This window comes from Streptomyces sp. NPDC057877 (assembly GCF_042796855.1).
Taxonomy (GTDB): Bacteria; Actinomycetota; Actinomycetes; order Streptomycetales; family Streptomycetaceae; genus Streptomyces.
In genome coordinates this window covers 571,467-590,760 of sequence record NZ_JBHVMS010000006.1, presented here as the reverse complement: position 1 = coordinate 590,760, position 19,294 = coordinate 571,467, and the positions used below count along the sequence as shown (strand labels likewise).

General features: G+C 71.5%; 15 protein-coding genes. 5 read left to right on the top strand and 10 right to left on the bottom strand.

What is annotated here, in order from left to right; genetic code table 11:
* Positions 1–105: 105 nt before the first annotated feature.
* Positions 106–756 (top strand): leucine efflux protein LeuE, encoded by a 651-nt coding sequence (leuE, locus tag ACFVQG_RS21215; protein WP_383385340.1) that lies wholly within the window; start codon positions 106–108, stop codon positions 754–756.
* 65 nt (positions 757–821) lie between these two features.
* Here the strand turns inward: leuE and ACFVQG_RS21210 are convergent, their stop codons facing one another.
* The 10 genes from ACFVQG_RS21210 to ACFVQG_RS21165 form a co-directional block, all read right to left on the bottom strand.
* Positions 822–1,823 (bottom strand): class I SAM-dependent methyltransferase, encoded by a 1,002-nt coding sequence (locus ACFVQG_RS21210; RefSeq protein WP_383385337.1) that lies wholly within the window; start codon positions 1,821–1,823, stop codon positions 822–824.
* A gap of 95 nt (positions 1,824–1,918) precedes the next feature.
* Positions 1,919–3,070, bottom strand: coding sequence for an acyltransferase family protein (locus ACFVQG_RS21205; RefSeq protein WP_383385334.1), 1,152 nt, complete (start codon positions 3,068–3,070; stop codon positions 1,919–1,921).
* A gap of 230 nt (positions 3,071–3,300) precedes the next feature.
* Complete coding sequence (locus ACFVQG_RS21200) at positions 3,301–4,227, bottom strand: class I SAM-dependent methyltransferase (protein WP_383385331.1); 927 nt, start codon at positions 4,225–4,227, stop codon at positions 3,301–3,303.
* A 98-nt stretch (positions 4,228–4,325) separates the two neighbouring features.
* Complete coding sequence (locus ACFVQG_RS21195; protein ID WP_383385328.1) at positions 4,326–5,411, bottom strand: acyltransferase; 1,086 nt, start codon at positions 5,409–5,411, stop codon at positions 4,326–4,328.
* A gap of 87 nt (positions 5,412–5,498) precedes the next feature.
* A complete protein-coding gene (locus ACFVQG_RS21190) occupies positions 5,499–6,851 on the bottom strand; it encodes a polysialyltransferase family glycosyltransferase (protein WP_383385326.1) in 1,353 nt (450 codons plus the stop codon).
* Positions 6,852–6,856: 5 nt separating this feature from the next.
* Positions 6,857–7,822 (bottom strand): glycosyltransferase family 2 protein, encoded by a 966-nt coding sequence (locus ACFVQG_RS21185; protein ID WP_383385324.1) that lies wholly within the window; start codon positions 7,820–7,822, stop codon positions 6,857–6,859.
* A 122-nt stretch (positions 7,823–7,944) separates the two neighbouring features.
* Positions 7,945–10,107, bottom strand: coding sequence for a polysaccharide pyruvyl transferase family protein (locus tag ACFVQG_RS21180; RefSeq protein ID WP_383385321.1), 2,163 nt, complete (start codon positions 10,105–10,107; stop codon positions 7,945–7,947).
* The gene (locus ACFVQG_RS21175) at positions 10,104–11,330 is read right to left on the bottom strand and encodes a hypothetical protein (RefSeq protein ID WP_383385318.1); all 1,227 of its coding nucleotides are present in this window, start codon (positions 11,328–11,330) and stop codon (positions 10,104–10,106) included. The genes ACFVQG_RS21180 and ACFVQG_RS21175 overlap by 4 nt, the downstream gene beginning before the upstream one ends.
* A gap of 156 nt (positions 11,331–11,486) precedes the next feature.
* On the bottom strand, positions 11,487–12,821 hold the full coding sequence (locus tag ACFVQG_RS21170) for an alpha-2,8-polysialyltransferase family protein (protein WP_383385316.1): 1,335 nt from the start codon (positions 12,819–12,821) through the stop codon (positions 11,487–11,489).
* Positions 12,821–13,807 (bottom strand): glycosyltransferase family 2 protein, encoded by a 987-nt coding sequence (locus ACFVQG_RS21165; protein WP_383385313.1) that lies wholly within the window; start codon positions 13,805–13,807, stop codon positions 12,821–12,823. Before ACFVQG_RS21165 ends, ACFVQG_RS21170 begins: the two co-directional genes overlap by 1 nt.
* A gap of 198 nt (positions 13,808–14,005) precedes the next feature.
* Here ACFVQG_RS21165 and ACFVQG_RS21160 point away from each other — a divergent pair, with 198 nt between their 5' ends.
* The 4 genes from ACFVQG_RS21160 to ACFVQG_RS21145 all read left to right on the top strand — a co-directional run bounded on the left by ACFVQG_RS21160 (position 14,006) and on the right by ACFVQG_RS21145 (position 18,747).
* Positions 14,006–15,355, top strand: coding sequence for a DUF6716 putative glycosyltransferase (locus ACFVQG_RS21160; RefSeq protein ID WP_383385310.1), 1,350 nt, complete (start codon positions 14,006–14,008; stop codon positions 15,353–15,355).
* Positions 15,356–15,401: 46 nt separating this feature from the next.
* Positions 15,402–16,664 carry a cytidylyltransferase domain-containing protein gene (locus tag ACFVQG_RS21155; protein WP_383385307.1) on the top strand — a complete coding sequence of 421 codons (1,263 nt, stop codon included), beginning with the start codon at positions 15,402–15,404 and terminating at the stop codon, positions 16,662–16,664.
* Positions 16,665–16,677: 13 nt separating this feature from the next.
* Positions 16,678–17,616 carry an N-acetylneuraminate synthase family protein gene (locus tag ACFVQG_RS21150; RefSeq protein ID WP_383385304.1) on the top strand — a complete coding sequence of 313 codons (939 nt, stop codon included), beginning with the start codon at positions 16,678–16,680 and terminating at the stop codon, positions 17,614–17,616.
* A gap of 66 nt (positions 17,617–17,682) precedes the next feature.
* Positions 17,683–18,747: a hypothetical protein gene (locus ACFVQG_RS21145; protein WP_383385299.1), complete on the top strand. Its 1,065-nt coding sequence runs from the start codon at positions 17,683–17,685 to the stop codon at positions 18,745–18,747.
* Positions 18,748–19,294: the final 547 nt, after the last annotated feature.

Below are 19,294 nucleotides of genomic sequence, written 5' to 3'. Positions count from 1 at the left end.
GACGGCGACGGCGACGGCGAGGGCGACGGCGAGGGCGCGGGCGACAGCGACGGCTAGGCGCATCCCGACCCCGGAGTGTCGTACCCCCGTGCGACACTCCTTTCCATGTTCGGTGTCATCGATCTGCCCACGTACCTCGCAGGCCTGATCCTGATCGTCCTGCTCCCCGGCCCCAACTCCCTCTACGTCCTCTCCGTTGCCGCCCGGCGAGGTGTGCGGGCCGGGTACACGGCCGCGGCCGGGGTCTGGTGCGGGGACACCGTGCTGATGACGCTGTCGGCGGCCGGGGTGGCGTCGCTGCTCCAGGCCAACGCCGTGCTGTTCGGGATCGTGAAGTACGCGGGCGCCGGATATCTGACGTGGCTCGCGGTCGGGATGCTGCGGGCGGCGTGGGCGATGTGGCGGACCCGGCGGGCGGGGGCCGTCGAGGACGCCCCGGCGCTCGCCGCCGACGAGCGGCCCTATCGCCGGGCGTTCGTCATCAGCCTGCTCAATCCGAAGGCGATCCTGTTCTTCGTCGCCTTCTTCGTGCAGTTCGTCGATCCGGGGTACGCCTACCCCGCGCTCTCCTTCGTCGTCCTCGGCGGCCTCGCGCAGCTCGCCAGCGTGCTGTATCTGAGCGCGCTGATATTCAGCGGCACGAAGCTGGCCGCCGCCTTCCGCCGCCGCAGGCGGCTGTCGGCGGGGGCCACTTCGGCGGCGGGGGCGTTGTTCCTCGGGTTCGCGGTGAAGCTGTCGCTGGCGAGCAGCGTGTAGCTCCGCTGGGGGGCGGTCGTCGGCCGCGGCGCCGTGGTGGCTGGTCGGGCGGTTCCGTGCGGCCCCTATCGGCCCTGGCGGGCCGTGGGGCGCAGTGCGGTGCGGGCGTTGACCAGGGTGCGGGTGAGGATTGGGGGCAGGAGGTCCACGACGATACGGCGCGTGCGGCTGCGGGGGCGGCGGCGTGCCGGTGGGGTGCTGGGAGTGGGCTGGTGGGGGACCGGGGCCGTCGGGGTGGGGTCCTCCTGCGCGGCGCGGCCGTAGCGGGACAGGGGGAAGGGCGGTGCCTGCATCTCCCGCTTGGACTTCAGGCGGATCAGGCGGTGGCCCGCCGCCTGCTGGACGCTCAGATGGCAGTCGTCCCGGCCGCGCACCATCGCGAGCAGTTCCTCCTGCACGGGCTCGGGGTCGCCCCAGGTGCCGTACAGCTTCTGGGTGCTCAGGCAGATGGGGCGCAGGCCCCGGTTGAGCACGGCCTCCCAGACGGCGACGGACACGCCGGGGGTGTGCTCGGAGCGGAAGTCGTCCAGGACGACCACCCCGTCCGGCAGCAGGGCGTCACGGGCGGCGCCGATGTCGCCGTGGACGTGCTCGTAGAGGTGCGAGGCGTCGATGTGCACGAAGCGGCAGGAGCCGGGGGCCACCTCGCCGGGCACCACGGAGCTGGGGCCCTGGAGGACCCGGGGGAGTTCGTCGTGGAAGGCGAGGTAGTTCGTCTCGAACGCCCGCCGGGTGAGCGCGGCGTAGGACTTGCGGGACTCCGCCTGGTTGGCGTCGTCGGGGGCGTCGCCCTCGAACAGGTCGCACACCGTGTACCGCTCGCCGGGCCGCAGATGACGGCCGAGGAAGATCGCGCTCTTGCCCATGAAGACCCCGACCTCCAGCAGGTCGCCCCGGACCCCGGCGGTCTCCTGCCGGTCCAGGAGCCATTCGAAGAGCACCTGGTCGAGTACGGGGAACCAGCCGCGGACGTCCTCGAGACGGCGTGGCGGCGCGGTCGCGCCCGCCGGTTGACCCGGGGCGCCGCTGGGGGCGCCGTTCTGCACGGCGCTGTGTGCATTGCTCATGTGGGGGAGCACTTCCTTGTGCGGGGTGCGATCAGGAACTGCTCACTCACTGCCCTTTAAAACCGGGGCAAACCTTTAAGAAAGTGAACTCTGGGCTAATTTCGCTCGGTCAGCGCCTTCCGTAGCGCCGGTGTGGCCCAGCGCTCGACGTACCGGTTGAGCAGCCAGGCCAGCGCCAGCATCGCGGTGAGCGTGGCGGCGAAGGTCGCCCCGGACGGGACGCCGAGGTCCTGGTGGAGGTACTTGATGACGACCCAGCCCAGGTGCTCGTGGACCAGGTAGAAGGGGTACGTCAGGGCGCCCGCGACCGTCAGCCAGCGCCAGTCGGCCCAGTCCAGCCAGCCCAGGGCGATGGCCAGGACGGCGGCGAAGCCGAAGGTGACGATGAGGGTGATGACCCAGCCCGCGCGGTAGGAGAACTGGCCGGGGTGGTCGCTGTGCCAGAGGTGGGACACCGCGATGTGCTGCCCGGTCAGCCAGCTCACGGCCAGGACACCCCAGGCGGTGATGTCGTGGCGGTCGCGGTGGATGAGGTAGATCGCGATGCCGCCGATGAAGAAGGGCGCGTACTGCGGCATCAGCAGGAGGTCCAGGAACGGTTCTGCGGATGCCTGTGCGAGGGCCGCCGCCAGTGTCCACACCGCGCAGAACAGCACCACCCGGCGGCGGTTCGCGCCCGGCAGCACGACGCAGAGCGCGAACAGCGCGTAGAAGCGGATCTCCACCCACAGGGTCCAGTCCACGCCGAGCACCCGGTCGGCGCCCAGTGGTTCCTGCAGCAGGGTCAGGTTGAGCAGCGCCTCGTTCGGGGTGACCGCGTCGTACGCCACCGCGGGCAGCGCGAACGTGGCGGTGACCAGGAAGACGGCCACCCAGTAGGCGGGCATCAGCCGGGCGGTGCGGGAGGCGAAGAAGGAGCGCGGGGAGCGGCCCCAGCCGCTCATGCAGATGACGAAGCCGCTGATGACGAAGAAGATGTGCACCCCGAGCGGGCCGTACGCGAACAGCGAGTGCAGCGTCGGGAACTGCACCTCGGGCGAGGTTCCCCAGGCCCGGCTGACGTCGCCGCCCCGGCCACCGTAGTGGTACAGCGCCACCATCAGCGCGGCCAGCAGCCGCAGGCCGTCCAGGGCGCGCAGTCTGCCGCCGGAGTCCCGCTTCCCGGGTGGCGTGGACACCGGGACGCGGACGTCGGGCACGGTGGCCTTGACGGAAGGCTGTGCGGTGTTCACGACCGTTTCGGTCACGCTGGTACCTCTCGTAGTCCGTCGGCGGCTGGAACACACCGACCCTAGGACGACGCCTGACGCACTTCCGTTCGAAGGGGCCGCGATGTGCCGGACGGCCCCACACAGTTCACCTGGAAGTCGTACGGGCCGCGACCGGGCGCCCCGCGCCCGGGGCCAACGGTGCCGAGCCATCGGTCCCGGGCGTCACGCCCTCGCGTTGGCCTGCGTCGTCGGCGGCTGACCGGCGCTCAGGCCGCGCGCAGGAACGCCGAGTGCGCGGCCTTCCCCAGGTAGGTGAACCGGGTCTCGCCCGCCAGGTGCTTGTCCACGGCCTCCTTGACGCCGGGCCACTTGGCGTCGCCGAAGTCGTCCAGGACGAGCACCGCGCCGGGCGCCGCGATCTGCTCGGCCCACTGGAGGTCGGCGAGGACGCCTTCCAGGGAGTGGTCGCCGTCGATGACGATCACGCCGTAGCTGCGGTCGGAGACGGCCGCGCGGGTGTCGGGGTCCTCGGAGAAGCCGCGCTGGATGCGGGCGGCGGCACCCGCCGGTCCGGCCAGGGCGAGGTTGGTGCGCACGGCGTGCTCGTCGACGGGGGCGCCGGTGGGGTCGGGGCGCCGGTCGGTGCCGGGCTGGAGCTGGATCCCGGCGAACGGGTCGACGATGGTGACGCTCGGGCTGCGGCCGTCGCGCTCCATCATCCGCACCAGACCGGCGGAGAACATGCCGTACAGGGTGCCGATCTCCAGGATCTCGTCGTTCGGCGGGTCGAGCAGCGGTATGGTCCCCAGCTTCCCGCAGATGTTCATGGTGCCGCCCGCGATGCGGCCCACGCCGAGCGACTCCAGGGCGATCAGCAGCCGGTAGGCGGTGGCGACGTTGCGGACGGCGGCCTCGCGGTCCCCGACGAGTTCCGTCACCTCGCCGTGCAGTCGCTCCAGGGGGCCGTGGTAGACGGTCCGCGAGAGACCGCGGCCACCGGGGCCGAACAGCATGTCCACGGCGAGCTGATGACTCTTCGCCGACTTGACGGCGTCCCGCAGCTGTTCCAGCTGGGCGGCGCCTTCGTTGGCCGACGAACGGATCCGTCGGTCGATGCGCTGGTCGATGAGGTCGGCCACCGGGCGCAACAGGCGCCGGGAGACCGAACTGGTGAGCAAGGAGCGGCTTTTCATGGTGCGAAGACCTCAATCCGTCGGGAGTCGAGTCGGAGTGCTGCGGTTCGCGGTACGGATACGGGAAAGGCCGGGGGATCGGGGCGCTGACCGGCCGGTCAGCCGAGCAGACGACGCAGGTTCAGCCTCCCCCACAGCAGACTGGTGGCGAAGGACAGCGTCACGACGACGAGGAGCAGGCCGACCAGCAGCAGCCCGGCCGCCGGTCCGCCCAGGTCCGGCTCCACGAGGGGCCGGACCAGCTCCTCGACGAACAGCACATGGACCATGTACGCGCCGAGCGCGGCACCGGCCAGCTTCTGGAGCAGCGGTCGCCGCTTCTCGGGGACGCGGATCCTGCTGATCAGCAGCAGGACGCAGATGCTCATGGCGGCCACGAACAGATGCGCGTTGGGGATCACGTAGTGGACCTGCGTGTTGTACCAGAGGCACCCGGCCATCGTGAGCGGCAGCAGCGCGAGCAGCGGCCAGCGCCACCGCACGGTCCCGGCCGGGAGGGAGAACAGCAGCGCGCCGCCGACCGCGTACACCAGCGAGTAGGTGCCGAATCCCCAGGCGACGGAGGGCATCTCACGGCCCGACACCTCGGCGTAGGTGTTCAGCACGCTCGGCAGCACCGCGATGCCGAGCAGGACGACGCCCAGCCGCCAGGGCCGCTGTCCGGCCTTGATCAGCATGGCGAAGGCCAGGAACAGGATGATCGGGATGTAGTTGTACATGAACCACAGGTGGTACGCGGGCTGCACCGACCCGAAGAGGGAGTCCACCGCCAGCTCGGTCATGGGCTCGTCGTTGCGGTCCCGCAGCCAGGCCCACACCAGGTAGATGGCCGTCCAGGCGAACAGCGGCACCATGTTGCGCACGAACCGCTTCCACATCCGGGCGCCGTCCTTCGGGGGCGCGCCGACCAGCACGGCCCAGCCCGCGATGGCGAAGTACATCGGCACGGCGAACGGGTTGACGGCCTCGGCCACATGCCCGGCCCAGTACGACCCGGAGCCGTTGGCCGCGTCGTTCCCGGTCGACGTGATGAACTGCGCGCCCACATGGCCCAGCATCACGGTGGCCGAGCAGAGCAGCCGCATCAGATCGACGTCGAAGCGGTGTTCCCGCGCTCCGGCGCTCTTCCCGGCAGGGTCGCTGCCCTTCTGCTGCGGCAGGCGTACGGCGGTCTCGTTCGGCACCGCGAAACTCCCATGGTCTTCGATGTGCGGGGTGTTCAGGGGGTGGGCCGGGGCCCGGTGCCCGTAGGGCCGGTCAGCTGGGCTGGGTCACTTCTTCGCGCCACGGCGCACCGCCGAGCGCACCGCCCTCCGTGCCTTGCGCACCCGGAGCTTGGCGCGGACCTGCGGGCTGCTGCCGGGCAGCCCCAGCTCGGCCAGCCGCAGTTCGGGGAAGTAGTAGCCGGGGGCGTCGGCCAGGTGGCGCTCCAGCCACTCCACGGTCGGCTCCCGCAGGCTCGCGTAGGCCGTGGGCTGCATGCAGAAGCCCATCGCCCGCACCAGCGGCGACAGCGACGCGGGGGCGGTGCCGACCTCGGCCGGGTCCTGGCCGCGCTCCAGGTCGGGCACCAGGTGGTCGACGATGGCCAGCGGTACGCGGTTGCTGTTCGGGTACGGCTTGAGCCGCCGCATCACCAGCGCGGTCCCGACCCGGCCGATCGGTACGCCGTAGTAGGCGGAGGCGGTGACCATGGCGGTCGAGAAGCAGCCGATGACGAGTTCGGGGGCGCAGTGGTGGTACAGCGTCTCGGCCAGCAGCGGCGCGTCCAGCACGGTGAGCCGTACGCCCGCCTCCGCCGCCGCCTTGCTCAGTGCCGCCGAGTAGCTGGCGGGGGCGGTGGGGTGGGGCTTGAAGACCACGGAGCGGTGACCGGCCCGCGCGGCCGAGGTGAGCATCCGGACGTGGAGGTCTTCCTCCTCCTCGGCGCTCAGGATGTTGATGGCCGCCAGGTACTGGCCGAGCAGTACGGCCGTCGGCGACTCCTTCAGCACCGGCGCCAGCCGCGCGTCGTCCGCCGCGTCGGCGGAGATCTCGTCGAGGACCGCGCGGAACGACTCGTCCGGGACGACCTCGGGCTCCACGCCGTACTCGGAGAGCAGCAGCGGACGCAGGCCGGGGATCAGATCGAGGTGGAGCAGGCGCTGGATACGGCTCGCGATGGTCAGCGGCAGCTTCTCGCGGGTGGGGCCGTAGCTCATCAGGCCGTCGGCGTACACATGGACGGCGCTCTCGGAGAAGATCGCCGCCAGCGCGCGGGCCGGGTTGACCTGGATCGACTCCACGGCGAGGTCGACCAGGTCGTGTTCGTCGATGTCCCAGGCGAGCCGGAAGGCCTTCTGCCATATCTCCGTGTCATGGCCGCGCGGGCCCCAGGCGCTGGGGTGGAACGGGCGTATCGCCTCGTTCCAGCTGATCACGTCGTCGAAGCGGGCGGCTATGCGCGCATAGCCGTGCATCTCGTCGAGGCGCAGCGCGACCTCGGGTATCGCCGCGTTGTTGGAGACCAGCAGGACGCGCCGGGCGCTGCCGTGCGGTCCGAACTGGCCCGCGTCCAGCGCGGCGGCCAGGGTCGCGGCCCCGTACAGGGTCGAGACCTGGAATATCTGGGTTCGGTGGGGCATGGGAATCAGGCAGCCTTCCGCCCGTCACGCAGGCGGCTGAGCAACCTGCCTCTGGTGGTGTCGATGGTCCGGAGGGTCTCCTCCAGTTGCCGCGGGGGCATCCGGTGCAGCGCGGCGCGCGCCTCCCGCCGCAGCCGCTGGGCCGCCGAGGCCTCGTACTCGTCCGCCTTGCCGACATGGAAGGCGATCATGGCGCAGTAGGTGCGCACCGCCTTGATCAGGAAGCGGTCGTACTCGGGGTCGCTCAGCAGGTCCTGGATCAGCGCGTCGTAGGCCGGGATGAAGTCCAGCTGACGGTCGTCCTTGATCTGGGTGAGCGAGGTGGCGACGCCGCGCCGGTAGAACACGCCGTGCAGCCCGAGCGAGGCGTACGTCTTGGCCCTCAGGTGCAGGCGCCAGATCCACAACCGGTCCTCGGCCGTGCGCAGTTCGGTCCGGAACCGCATGCCGCCGTCGTCGAAGAGGTGGCGGCGGTAGATCCCCGCCCAGACGAAGGGGTAGTCGACCATCGTCTCCGTGTCGGCCGGGAGGATCCCGTCGCGGGGGTCCATCACGGCGTTGCGCACCGGGGCCGGGGGCCGCCGGATCACCCGCTGGGTGCCGGTGGCCTGTACGTGGTCGGTGCGGGCGAAGTCGCAGCCCAGTTCCTCGACCGCCCTGACCATCCGGGTCAGATGGCCCGGCCCGTACCAGTCGTCGCCGTCGAGGAACGTGATGAACTCACCGCTGGCCGCGTCGATACCGCTGTTGCGCGCATGCGCTATGCCCATGTTCTTCTCGTGCCGGATCACCTTGGCGTTCGGGAGCTTTCCCGCCCAGCGGTCGATGGACCAGGGGGTGGAGTCCGTGGAACGGTCGTCGACGATCAGGAACTCGAATTCCGGGTCCGCGTTGTTGGCGAGACTTCTCAGAGTGGTCTCCGCGAAGGCCCCCACATTGTGCATGGGGACGACAACGGACAGTCTGGGCACGCGGGCCTCTCACGTTCGGGGGATGGAGATTAGAACAGGCTAACGGCCTCCTGTGAGAGGCGGTGTCGACACGGGCGCGGAGAGGTGAATTCCGTTCGCGGTGCAAGTGAATTCTTGGCGACTCATCGACGATCGAAGATCTCCCGCAGCTCGTCGAGGTTCGACTGCGTGGTCTTCCACAGGAAATCCTGCGCGCCGTGCACATCCGCCACCGCCGCCGCGTGGTCGTCGAGGATCGCGGTGGCCCGCTCCAGCAGACGGGAGCCCAACTCCCGGTCGTGCACGGACAGCCCCCACTCCCGGTGACCGATGTCGGACAGGAAGTAGGCCAGTTTCGGGTGCGAGACCAGGCTGAGGATCGGGGTGCCGCAGCCGAAGGGGATCATCCCCGCGTGCCCGCGCATGCCGATGACCAGCAGCGCACGGCCGTACAGGTCCCGGATGGCGTCGTTCGACAGGTCGTAGAGCTGCTCCACGGGCAGGGTGATGCCGTGCACCCGGCGCAGGTCGTGCACGAACTTCTCGTCGGCGGGCATGTGCGCGGCGTACCGCACGTCCGCGTGCTCCCTCAACTGCCGCAGCGCACCCGCCATCTGGGCGAGGAAGTGCCCGTAGTCGTGGCCGAAGCGCAGGCCCTCGCGGTCGTAGGCGCAGTTCACCAGGACGGTGCCGGAGCGCTCGGCCGGGTCGGTCCAGCGGGGGTCGAGATGGCGGGCCACCGTGGTGGGGCAGGGCTGGTAGCGCACCCGGTCGCGGAGTTCGGCGGGGAGCAGCTCGCGGACGCGTTCGATGGAGCCGTGGTTGCGCAGTCCGAAGAACGCCGACCGCTCGACGAGCACCCGCAGGCTCTCGGCGAACCGCTGGCGGCGGTAGAGCTGCCCGTCGAAGACGTTGTAGCCGACCGCGAAGATCGCCAGCGGCGCGGTGATCCGGGCCAGGACGTCGTCCGGGACGTTCCACTGCCAGTGGCTGTTGCCGTTCGGGGAGGTGTCCGGCAGGAACAGCCCGCCGCCGCCCACGATCACCCCGCGCCGGGCGTTGAGCCGCTCCAGCGCCGCCTCGTCGACCAGCCGGTGCACCGGCTGCTGGTACCAGCGGCGCGGGCCGGTGTCGGTGCCGAAGCACATCCGCACGGCCTCGGGCAGCACCTTGTCGCCCGCGTTCTCCTGACCGTCCGCGAACAGGGCGACGTGCGCGAGCTGTTCCGAGGGCGCGCCGGTGTCCTCGTGCGCCTGGGAATCGCGGGTCCGCACGTACCAGCTGTGGCACCCGGCGTCGGTGGGGTCGGCGGCGAGGCCGTCCCGGGCGTACGCGTGCGCGTCCTCCTCCCGGTCCAGCAGCCACGCCAGCCGGGCGAGCTGCGCGAAGGCACGCGGCGCCACGTCCGGGGAGGCCGCCGCCAGCAGCAGCCGCGCCTCGGCCTCGTCGTAACGCGACAGCGCCATCAGGCACAGGCCCAGCGTCTCCTGGCAGCGCGGCGCGTCCAGCCGGTCACCCACCACCGGGGCCAGGACGTCCACGGCCTCGTCGTAGCGGCCCTGGCGGCGGTAGACGTCGGCGACCGTACGGGCCAGGTCGAGGGAGGACCGCACCTTCAGCAGCGGCGGCGCGCACAGCGCCAGCAGGTCGGGGTGCTTGCCGCCGCGCAGCCCGCAGTACGCGGCCCAGAAGTCCTCGTCGCTCAGCTCGAACCGGCGCCGCGCCTCGGCGGCCGGACCGTAACCGGGCGCGTCCACCGGCCCGGTGAAGCGCAGGACGGCGACGTGCGCGGGCACGGGGGTGTCGTCGTGCAGACGGCGGGTGAGGAAGTCGTAGCGGGCGTCGAGCGGGACCGGGTCGTCGGCGTCGGCGTCGGCGCGCTGGATGACATGGAGCCCGTCCGGCAGGACGGCACGCCGCTCGGCGCCCCGCTCGTCACTGAGCAACTGCGGTACGGCGGCCACCCCGTGGCGTATGCGCAGCAGCTCGGATATGTCGCCGAGGACGACCATGTCGGGGCCGAGGGCGATCACGGTGTCGTACCCGTCGAGCCGGAAGGCCTCGTCGCGGCTGTCGGCGCGGCGCGTGACGACACGGGGGTGCAGCCGCCGCAGCGCCTCGAACGACGCCTCGTCGAGCCCCGGGTGCAGGACCACGAAGTCCTCGCACACGCCGGGGTTGGTCAGCGCGAGACTGCGCAGCAGCGTGGCCACGCCGGGGAGCCGGTCGGCGTCGGTGTGGACGGCGAAGGCGATCCGGCGCTTGCCGGTGATGTTTCTGCGGTCGTCCGCAGAGGACTGGGTCATCGCAGGGCGATCCTCATCTTGCTGTCGTCGACGTGCGTCGCGCGGTCCATGACCCACTCGGCCTCCTTCGGCCGCAGTCGGCCGGGCAGGCCGAAGCCGATGAGGTCCAGGCGGGGGCTGACGTCCAGGAAGTCCAGCAGCCGCAGGGCGGCGAAGGCCGTGCTGGGCTCCTTCCCCCAGCCGTCCTCACCCAGCAGCGCGGGGTCGTTCAGGGGGCGGCGCAGGGAGGCGTCGCCGATGTGGTCCTGCGCGCCGGGCACGAGCCGCTCCCGCACGGCGCGCCGCCAGCCCGCGGCGGGGTCCCCGAACACCAGCCGGACACCGGCCCGCTGGCTCCACCCGGGCCCGTCCCACGGGCTCTCCCCCCGCAGGCTGACGGCGTGCAGGTCGGTGCGCTCGCCGGTGCCCTCGGCGCGGAGGCGGAAGGAGTCGCAGCGCACGACCAGGTCGTAGCCGTCGATCTCGGCGCCCAGCCCGCTGGTGGCGATGTCGGCGGCGTTGGACACCAGGCAGACCGACCGCCCGGCGACGAGCCCGCGCAGCCCGCTCACCCCGAGGGGCGCGGTGCCGCCGACCAGCCCCGCGGTCACGGGCTCCCGCTCGACGAGCCGCCGGTACCGGCCGTAGACCTCCAGCAGCCGCCGCACCTTGGGATCCCCGAGCCCGTGCTGAGCGGCCCGCTCCCGCACATGGACGGCGAACTCGGGCCCGCTCGCCCCCGCGGCGCCGGGGAAGAGGGCAAAGGCCTTGTCCAGGCAGGCCTGCCGCTGCCGCAGGGTGTCGATCCTGCGGGCGACACGCGGCGCCGCGTCGCGCGGGTCCTGGAGCAGGGAGAGGTACCGCTCATAGCTGCGCAGCGCCTCGGCCTCCCGCCCCAGCCCGTCCAGCGCCAGCCCGTGCAGCCGCCACGCCCCCTTGGACCGCTGCCGGATCGCGGCCGACGCCTCGGCGATGTCCAGCGCCAGCTCCAGCTCGCTCGTCCCCCCGGCCTCCAGCGCCCGCTCACCGACCTGGAGCAGCGCGTCGAACGGATCGGCCGCCGGGCTGTCCAGGGACGTCGCCAGCACCCCGATCGCCTGCGCCAGCCGGGCCCGTCCGTCGTCGCCCGCACCACCGTGCGCCGCGAGATACGCCCCGCACCGACGCATGCTCCGCCCGTACAGGTCCAGCCTGGCGGCCTCCTTCTGCCGTGCTCTGAACAGTCCCGCCAGGGGGTTTGTCATCCGTTCCACCGTCCTCCGATCGGAGGACGAATGTGCCCCAACGCGAGCGATCGCAGGTGGCTTCCGGGTGCATGTCGGGTGAACACTCAGCCTCGGAAACCTGACCGGGGAACCGCCCGGGCGGGCCCTGGGCCCGGCCCGCCCGGACGGTTCCGGTCAGCGCTTGACCGCCTTCTTGAGCGCCCGGGCCCGCCGCACCACCCGCCGCGCGGTGGAGTTGCGCGGCAGGAACGCCAACCGCTCGGGAATGCCGCCCGGCAACCCCAGCGACGTCAGTCGGCGGCGCTTGAAGTACCGCTGGGTGCGCGGGCCGAAGTGGGCGGCGAGGAAGCGTTCCGCCGCGGGGCGCAGGGACGGGTAGATCTGGGGCTGCATGGTGAAGCCGATCGTCGTGATCAGCGGGCCCAGCAGGTCGGACGGGACGGCCGTGGTGTCGTCCCGCGGGCTCTCCAGATCGGGCAGCAGCACGTCGGCCAGGGTGACGGGGACGCGGTTGCTGTTCTGGTACGGCGTGAGCCGGTCCAGGAGGGGCTCGGTGCCGACGCGGGCCACGGGGAGGTCGTAGAACGCGGACGCGGTGAAGAGGGCCGTGGAGAAGCAGCCGACGACCAGTGCGGGGCGGGTCTTCTCGAAGAGGGCCTCCGCCAGGACGGGGGAGTCCAGGACGGTCAGGTCGACGCCCAGCTTCTCCGCCTCGGTCTCCAGGGCGAGGCTGTAGCGGGCCGGAGCGGTGGGGTGTGGCTTGAACACGATGGAGCGGTGCCCGCGTTCGGCCGCGCCCCGCATCATCCGTACGTGCAGCTCCTCCTCCTCGGCGGGGGTGAGGATGTTCAGCGCCGACAGGTACTGGCCGAGCAGCAGCGCCGCGTTCTCCGGCAGCGCGGGCAGCTCCCCGGAGGCTCCGGTCAGACTGCTCAGCACCTTGGTGAAGGTCTGCGTCGGCACCACCTGCGCCGGGACGTCGAACTCCGTGAGCAGCATGGGGACGAGACCCGGGACCAGGTCCAGGTGCAGCAGGCGCCGTACGCGCGTGCCGACCAGCGGGTCCAGCTTGTTGCGGGTGGGGCCGTAGCTCATCAGCCCGTCGGCGTACACATGGATCGGGGCGCCGGTGAACATCTGGGCCAGCGCGAGCGCCGGGTTGACCTGGAGGGACTCCACCGCAAGCTCCACCCGGTCGTCGCCCAGGGCCCACAGCTTGCGCAAGTAGCGTTCGAACAGCGGCAGATCGTCCGCCCGCGGCGACCACGCGCCCGGATGGAAGGGGCGGATCGCGTCGTTGTAGAAGACGACGTCGTCGAAATGGTCGCGCAGCGGACCGAAGCCCGGCATCTCGTGGACGGACGGAGTGGTCTCCGGCGTCGCGGAGTTGTTGCACACCAGCAGCAGACGGCGGTCCGCCTCCGCGAAGCAGTCGGCGTCGATCGCGGCGGCCAGCGTGGCGGCGCCGTACAGCGTCGAGACACAGAAGATCTGGGTGGTACGGGACATCAGGCAGCCGCCTTCGCTGTGGTGATCCGGCGCCGCAGCCGCCGCAGCTTCGCGGCGCGCCGCAGGTCCATGGTGTCGAGGACGTCGCCGAGCGCGTCCTGTGGCATCCGCTTTATGGCCGCCGCCGCCATCACCCGCAGCTGCTTGGCCACGGGCGGCTCGAACTTCTCGATCTCCGAGAGGTGGTGGGCGATGATCGCGCAGTAGGTGCGCACCGCCTTGGGCAGCAGCTTCTCCGCGTCGCGGTCGGCCGCGGTCTCCTGGATCACCTGGTCGAAGGCGCGGATGAAGTCGAGTTGGCGGACATCACCGATCTGGGTGAGCGAAGTGGCCACGCCCCGGCGGTAGAAGACGCCGTACAGGTTCAGCACGGCGAACGACTCCGCCTCGCGGTGCAGCTTCCAGATCCACGGCCGGTCCTCGGCCGTGCGCAGCCCGTCGGTGAAGTGCAGGACCCCCTTCTCCAGGAGTCTGCGGTGGTACGCCCCGGCCCACGCGTAGGCGTAGTCGACGGACGTGGTGCGGTCCACGGGCAGGATCGCCTCGCGCGGGCTCAGCACCTCGCCCCGGCGGCCGACCGGGGCCCGGTGCACGGACCGGGCGCGCGCGGTGGCCTGCACATGGTCGGTGCGCACGAAGTCGCACCCCAGTTCCTCGATGGCGGTCACCAGTTCCCCGAGGTAGCCCGGCGCGAGCCAGTCGTCACCGTCGAGGAAGGTGAGGTACTCGCCCCGCGCCAGGTCGAGGCCCGTGTTGCGGGCGGTCGCGAGACCGCCGTTGACCTCGTGGCGGACATGGCGGACCTCGGCGACATCCGAGAGCTGTTCGGCCGCGCGTTCGAGAATGGCCGGTGTTTCGTCCCTCGAATGGTCGTCGACCAGGATGAATTCGAAGTCCTCTCGCGCGTTTGCGCGAAGGCTTCTGAGGGTGTCCGGGGCGTATTGCTGGACGTTGTAGAACGGCACGATCACGGAGAGCTTGGGCACCCGGGAAAGCCTAGGAGCAGGCCCGGCTGCGGAACTTTCCACTCGGGGTACGGAAGGTGAACTCAATGTGTCGGAACGGTGCATGCCGCGTACTTCCTGGGCGTTGACGAGCCAGTTCGGCTTTCGGTGGTCTGCTGTTTACTTTTTGTTGCGTGGCGGTTCGACCACAACTAGGAATTCCTCCCTAGGTTTTGGGATGTGCCACCAAGTACAACGAAGCCCACACGGATCGCAGTACTCGCGGACTCCGACACCCGCTGGAAATGGGGTGCGCTGACCGCGGGCCGCATCGTTCCGGGCCCACCCATGGAAGCCGGAGCGCTCGGCGACACGCAAGTCACCGCTGCGCTGGATGGATTCCTGCTGCGCGGCCGGGCCACCCCCACCCCCCGCCAACTGGCGGAGGTCGGCGTACACGCCGACTCGCTGCGCGAGGTCACCGCCGTCGAGTTCCTGCGCGCCATGGAGCAGGAGTCGTACGACGTACTGGTCCTCTCCCTGGTCGGCGGCGGCGTACAGGCCATGCTGCACGGCCTGGCGCGCGTCTTCGAGGGCCGCGCCGACCGCCCGGTGATCGTCACCGGCTATGTCGGCGTCGTCTACGAGAAGCTCGCCGACGGCCTGCTCCTGCGGCACGGCGCGGACCTCGTCCTCGCCAACTCCCGCCAGGACGCGGACCGTTTCCGCGCCGTGTACGACGGGGTGGGCGCCGACTCGACCACGGTCACCGAGGTGGCACTGCCGTTCCTCGGCGGCACCCCCTACACCGGCGAACACGACCCGTACACCGTCGTCTTCGCCGCGCAGCCCTCCGTACCGGACAGCCGCAAGGACCGCACCTACCTCCTGGGCCGGCTGATCCAGCACGCCCGGCTGCACCCCGAGCGCGAAGTCCTGCTGAAGCTGCGCTCCAAGCCCGGTGAGCACACCACCCACATCGAGGAACTGCCCTACCAGAAGCTCGCCCAGCGGTTCGGCGAACTGCCGCCCAACTTCCAGCTGGTGTACGGCAACATGGGCGAGGTCCTCGACCGCACCGACCTGCTGGTGACGGTCAGCTCCACGGCCGCCCTGGAGTCCCTGCACCGCCGCATCCCCACCGTCGTCCTCACCGACCTCGGGGTGCGCGAGACGCTCGGCAACCACCACTTCACCGGCTCCGGCTGCCTCGCCTCCTGGGAGCAGCTCGACGCCGGGCACCGGCCCGCCCCCGACGAGGAGTGGATCGCCCGGCAGGGCGTGTGCGCCGACGGCTCCTACCCGACGGCCTTCGACGCCGCCCGGGAACGGATCGCCAAGCTCCTCGACCGGCCCGGCGGGCTCCCGCCGATCACGCCGTACTACACCCTCGCCACCGCGCCCGGATACCTCCCCGGCATCCTCGCCCGCCACCACCTCGCCCCCGACGGCACCCCGCTGCCCGGCGCCCCCGCCCACGACCGTGACCCCGGCCCGGTCCGCCAGATAGTCCGGCGCGCCGCCCGCGGCGCCTACCGGCACGGGGTCCAGCGGGTCGCGCCCGTCATCCGGCGGATGGGGGAGCTGTGACCCACCGCACGTCCACCGCATGTCCTTCGAAGCAGGAGTACCGCCCATGACCAACCCGGAAGCGACACCGGGCGCGACGATGCGCCGGGTGCTCGCGGTGATCCCCGCGCGGGGCGGCTCCAAGGGCGTGCCCGCGAAGAACCTCGCCCCCGTCGGCGGCGTCCCGCTGGTCGCCCGCGCCGTGCGCGAGTGCCGTGCCGCCCGGCTGGTCACCGACGTCGTCGTCTCCACCGACGACCAGGCCATCGCCGCCGCCGCCCGGCAGGCGGGCGCCGAGGTCGTGCTGCGCCCCGCCGCCATCGCCGGGGACACCGCCACCTCCGAGGCCGCCGTCCTGCACGCCATGGACGCCCACGAGGCCCTGCACGGCACCCCCGTCGACGTGGTGCTGCTGGTGCAGTGCACCAGCCCCTTCCTGGTCCGCGAGGACATCGACGGCGTGGCCGCCGCGGTCGCCGAGAACGGCGCCGACACCGCCGTCACCGTCGCCCCCTTCCACGGCTTCATCTGGCGCGACGCCGACGACGAGGCCACCGACACCGAGAGCGAGCGCCCCACCGGCGGCTACGGCGTCAACCACGACAAGGCCTTCCGCCCCCGCCGCCAGGACCGCCCCCAGGACCTGCTGGAGACCGGCGCCGCCTACGCCATGGCCGCCCCCGGCTTCCGCGAGCACCTGCACCGCTTCTTCGGCCACACCGAACTGGTGCGCACCGACCCCGCGCGCGTCCTGGAGATCGACGACCCGCACGAGCTGGCCCGGGCCCGCGCCCTCGCCCCGCTTTTCGACGCGGACCGTCCCGGCGCGCTGCCGACCGCCGACGACATCGACGCGGTCGTACTCGACTTCGACGGCACCCAGACCGACGACCGGGTGCTGGTCGACTCCGAAGGACGGGAGTTCGTCTCCGTGCACCGCGGCGACGGACTCGGCATCGCCGCCCTGCGCAGGTCGGGCCTGAAGATGCTGATCCTGTCCACGGAACAGAACCCGGTCGTCGCCGCCCGCGCCCGCAAGCTGAAGCTTCCGGTGCTGCACGGCATCGACCGCAAGGACCTCGCCCTCAAGCAGTGGTGCGAGGACCAGGGCATCGCGCCCGAGCGCGTGCTCTACGTCGGCAACGACGTCAACGACCTCCCGTGCTTCGCCCTCGTCGGCTGGCCCGTGGCGGTCGCCAGCGCCCACGACGTCGTGCGTGGCGCCGCCCGCGCCGTGACCACCGTCCCCGGTGGCGACGGCGCGATCCGGGAGATCGCCAGCTGGATCCTCGGACCCTCGCTCGACTCTCTCGACCCCCTCACCAAGTAAGGAATCCCCAGCCATGAGCACCAACTCCCGTCTGCGCGCCCTCGGTTCGAAGACCGCCGGACCCGGCCAGCCCGTCTACATCACCGGCGAGATCGGGATCAACCACAACGGCGAGCTGGAGAACGCCTTCAAGCTGATCGACGTGGCCGCCGAGGCGGGCTGCGACGCGGTCAAGTTCCAGAAGCGCACCCCGGAGATCTGCACCCCGCGCGACCAGTGGGACATCGAGCGCGACACCCCCTGGGGCCGGATGACGTACATCGACTACCGCCACCGCGTGGAGTTCGGCGAGGACGAGTACCGCCAGATCGACGAGTACTGCAAGGAGAAGGGGATCGACTGGTTCGCCTCCCCGTGGGACACCGAGGCCGTCGCCTTCCTGGAGAAGTTCGACGTCCCCGCCCACAAGGTGGCCTCCGCCTCCCTGACGGACGACGAGCTGCTGCGCGCCCTGCGTGCCACCGGCCGCACCACCATCCTCTCCACCGGCATGTCCACCCCGAAGCAGATCCGCCACGCGGTCGAGGTCCTCGGCTCGGACAACATCCTGCTCTGCCACGCCACCTCCACCTACCCCGCGAAGGCGGAGGAGCTGAACCTGCGCGTGATCAACACCCTGGAGCGGGAGTACCCGAACGTCCCGATCGGCTACTCCGGCCACGAGACCGGCCTGCAGACCACCCTGGCCGCGGTCGCCCTCGGCGCCGTCTTCGTCGAGCGCCACATCACCCTCGACCGCGCCATGTGGGGCTCCGACCAGGCCGCCTCGGTGGAGCCGCAGGGCCTGACGCGCCTGGTCCGCGACATCCGCACCATCGAGTCCTCCCTCGGCGACGGCATCAAGAAGGTCTACGACTCCGAGCGGGGCCCGATGAAGAAGCTGCGCCGCGTCCAGGGCGTCGTCGCCGAGGCGGAGATCGCCGCCGCCGCGGGCGAGCCGCTCACCGTCTGACGCACCACCGGTCGAAGTTAGTCCCTCACCCCCTCAACCCCCTTACAACGGGACGGTCGTACGCCGATGAGACCCCGCGCCGGGAACGCCAGCGCCCCCACTCTCGCCTTCGTCGAGAGTCCGGTCCAGCTCCTGAACGTGCTGGAGTGGGCGCACAGCCACGCCCCCGGCGCGGACCTCACGCTCGTCGTGCTCTCCCCGATCGACCCGATGACCCGAGGCCAGCTCCGGCGCATGTCCGAGCTGGCCCGGGAGGAGGGGTACGAGGTCCGCTGGGAGGAGGCGCGGGGCGGTGCCACCGCGCCCTTCCAGACCATCGGCGGGCTGATGGGCCCGCTGCGGCGCGCGGAACGGATCGTCATGGGCGATCCGTTCTCGCGCTATGTGCAACTGCTGCTGACCATCACGCGCGCCCCCGAACTGGTCGTCGTCGACGACGGCACCGCGACCATGGAGTTCGTCACCCAGCTCGCCCGCGGGGAGCGCCTGGTGCGCTGGCACCGCAAGGGCAGCCGCCCCGGCCCCCGCGACCTGGTCTTCGGCCCGGTCTCCGGCGCCGCCCGCCGCCGACTGACCCCGGGCGAGCACCGCAAGGTGACCGTCTTCTCCTCCATGCCGATCGAGGAGAGTCCCGGCGGTGTGGAGATCGCCGCCAACGACTTCTCCTGGACCCGCGCCCGCTTCGGCCCGCCCCGGATCACCAAGGGCGCCGACATGGTCGGCACCTCCCTGGTGGAGACCGGCGTGGTGGACGGCGAACGCTACCTGGAGGCCGTACGCACCCTAGCCAAGGCCCACGGCGCCACCCGCTACTTCGCCCACCGCCGCGAGAGCGCGGACAAGCTCCACCGCCTCTCCCTGGAGACGGGCCTGGAGGTGGTCCGCCCCGACCTCCCGCTGGAGCTGATCGCCCGCCGGGGCCCCATCGGCAGTACGATCCTCAGCTTCCCGTCGACGGTCGTCCACACCCTGCCCCTGGCCCTCGCCGGTACGGGCGTCCGGGTGGCGGTCTGCGACATCGACCCCGACTGGCTCACCCACGGGGCGTCGCCCCGGGCGCAGGGCTTCCTGAACGGCGTCACGGGAACGGCGAGGGGAGTGGACCGCCTCCTCGCCGTCCGGGGTACCTGAGAGCATCCGACAAGCGGGGCCGTGCCGTGTCCGGCCGGACAGCGCGGCCCCCTCGCTGTCCTCCCGGACCAGGAGGAGAGCGAGGCCCCGCTGTCCGAGGCGTCGTGCAGGCACCCGGAGGAGATGCTGCTCGGCGCGGGCCTGATCACGGTCGTCTACGGGACGCATGGGATCAGCCACGGCCCCGCGGGCGCCTCCCTGCCGGAACTCCTCAGCACCCGGATGCGCTACTCGGGCGCCGGTTTCTCCTCCCACCTCGGCGGCGTCCTCGGCGGCGCGGCGGCCCCGCTGACCGTGACCGCCCTCGCCGAGGCCGCCCGCCCCACCCTTCTCCCAGAGTCCCGTCCGCCAGTTGAACGCGGAAGCGTGGGTGGGGTGGGGCGTGGTATGCGTGGGGGAGAGGGTGGGTGCCGGAGGCCCGCCGGGCCGAAAATCCGGCGAGTTTACCCATCCGTTCCGACGCCTATGCGTCCGGCGGCCAGATTTTCTTCCCCTAACGGGCTGAAGTTTTGTTGATCTCGGGTCAGTTGGCCGTCCGGGCGTCCTA

Excerpts from the sequence above, each read along its gene's own strand:
- ACFVQG_RS21180 (WP_383385321.1), bottom strand. The coding sequence starts at position 10,107 with ATGACCCAGTCCTCTGCGGACGACCGCAGAAACATCACCGGCAAGCGC.
- ACFVQG_RS21145 (WP_383385299.1), top strand. The coding sequence starts at position 17,683 with ATGAGACCCCGCGCCGGGAACGCCAGCGCCCCCACTCTCGCCTTCGTC.
- leuE (WP_383385340.1), top strand. The coding sequence starts at position 106 with ATGTTCGGTGTCATCGATCTGCCCACGTACCTCGCAGGCCTGATCCTG.
- ACFVQG_RS21150 (WP_383385304.1), top strand. The coding sequence starts at position 16,678 with ATGAGCACCAACTCCCGTCTGCGCGCCCTCGGTTCGAAGACCGCCGGA.
- ACFVQG_RS21155 (WP_383385307.1), top strand. The coding sequence starts at position 15,402 with ATGACCAACCCGGAAGCGACACCGGGCGCGACGATGCGCCGGGTGCTC.
- ACFVQG_RS21175 (WP_383385318.1), bottom strand. The coding sequence starts at position 11,330 with ATGACAAACCCCCTGGCGGGACTGTTCAGAGCACGGCAGAAGGAGGCC.
- ACFVQG_RS21170 (WP_383385316.1), bottom strand. The coding sequence starts at position 12,821 with ATGTCCCGTACCACCCAGATCTTCTGTGTCTCGACGCTGTACGGCGCC.
- ACFVQG_RS21200 (WP_383385331.1), bottom strand. The coding sequence starts at position 4,227 with ATGAAAAGCCGCTCCTTGCTCACCAGTTCGGTCTCCCGGCGCCTGTTG.
- ACFVQG_RS21210 (WP_383385337.1), bottom strand. The coding sequence starts at position 1,823 with ATGAGCAATGCACACAGCGCCGTGCAGAACGGCGCCCCCAGCGGCGCC.
- ACFVQG_RS21190 (WP_383385326.1), bottom strand. The coding sequence starts at position 6,851 with ATGCCCCACCGAACCCAGATATTCCAGGTCTCGACCCTGTACGGGGCC.